General features: G+C 77.2%; 1 protein-coding gene. It reads right to left on the bottom strand.

The annotated features are described in order from the left end of the window. Positions 1–138: 138 nt before the first annotated feature. Positions 139–945: a DeoR/GlpR family DNA-binding transcription regulator gene (locus tag ACZ4W5_RS34955; RefSeq protein ID WP_465659091.1), complete on the bottom strand. Its 807-nt coding sequence runs from the start codon at positions 943–945 to the stop codon at positions 139–141. Positions 946–1,248 lie beyond the last annotated feature (303 nt).

Raw genomic sequence — 1,248 nt, 5'->3', positions numbered from 1 at the left:
CCCCCCCCCCACCCCCCCTCCCCCCTCTCTCCCCCCCCTCCTCCCTCCTGGCTCGCCCCCCCGGGTGGCTACACCAGCCTTGTTCCCCCCCCTCCGGGGGCCCCCCCCGAAATCCGGCCCCACCGGAAGGAAGCGGGATCAGCCGGTGGTCGGGACGACCAGGAGCTCGCCGACCGCCTCGGCGAGCACCCCGCGGGCCGCCGCGGGCAGGGCGTCGTCGGTGATGAAGCAGTCGACCTCCGCCAGGGTCGCGAAGCTGCTCAGGCCGACGACGCCCCATTTGGTGTGGTCGGCGACCACGACGGTGCGGCGGGCGGAGGCGATCAGGGCCCGGTTGGTCTGCGCCTCGGCCAGGTTGGGCGTGGTGAGGCCGGCCTGCTCGCTCACCCCGTGCACGCCCAGGATCAGCAGGTCCACGTGCAGCGACCGGACGGTCTGGTCGGCCAGCGCCCCGACCAGGGCCGCCGAGCGGGTCGGCGACCCGCCGGTCAGCAGCAGGGTCGGGACGTTCTCCCGCCCCTCGCTCCCCGCGGCCCACAGCAGGTCGGCGATCCGCAGCGAGTTGGTCACCACGGTCAGCTCCGGGACCTCCAGCAGCCGGGAGGCGACCGCGTACGTCGTGGTGCCGGCCGACAGGGCCACCACGCTGCCGGGCTCCACCAGCCGCACCGCGGCGTCCGCGAGCGCGGCCTTGGTGCCCTCCTCCAGGGTGGACTTGGCGTCGAAGCCGGGCTCGAAGGTGCTGGCCGTCCCGGCCGCCACCGCGCCGCCGTGGACCTTCTCCACCGTGCCCTGGCGCACCAGCGCGTCGAGGTCCCGGCGGATGGTCATGTCGGACACGCCGAACTGCTCGACCAGCTCGGCGACCCGGATCGCACCGGTCCGGCGGATCGCCTCCAGGATCAGCGCCTGGCGCTGGGCGGCGAGCAACGTCTGGTCAGCCACGGAGGACCTTTCGATCGAACGAGCGCGTACGGCCGGGGCGGCCCCGTCGGCGACCGGCGACGCGGCCGGAGCCTGCGTGATCCATTATCCCCGGCCCCGACGGGCCCCGGGCCCGGTATCGGACAGCGGGGCGGCGGCGCGGCGGTGACGGCAGCGGGGGGGGGGGGGGGGGGGGGGGGGGGGGGGGGGGGGGGGGGGGGGGGGGGGGGGGGGGGGGGGGGGGGGGGGGGGGGGGGGGGGTGGGGTGGGGGGGGGGGTGGTTCGGTGGTGGGGTGGTGGTGTCGGGGGTTGGTGGGTGTGGGG

The sequence above is a fragment of the Kitasatospora sp. NPDC029367 genome (assembly GCF_055569135.1).
Note: the sequence above shows the minus strand (reverse complement) of the source record. Positions and strands in the feature narration are given on the sequence as shown.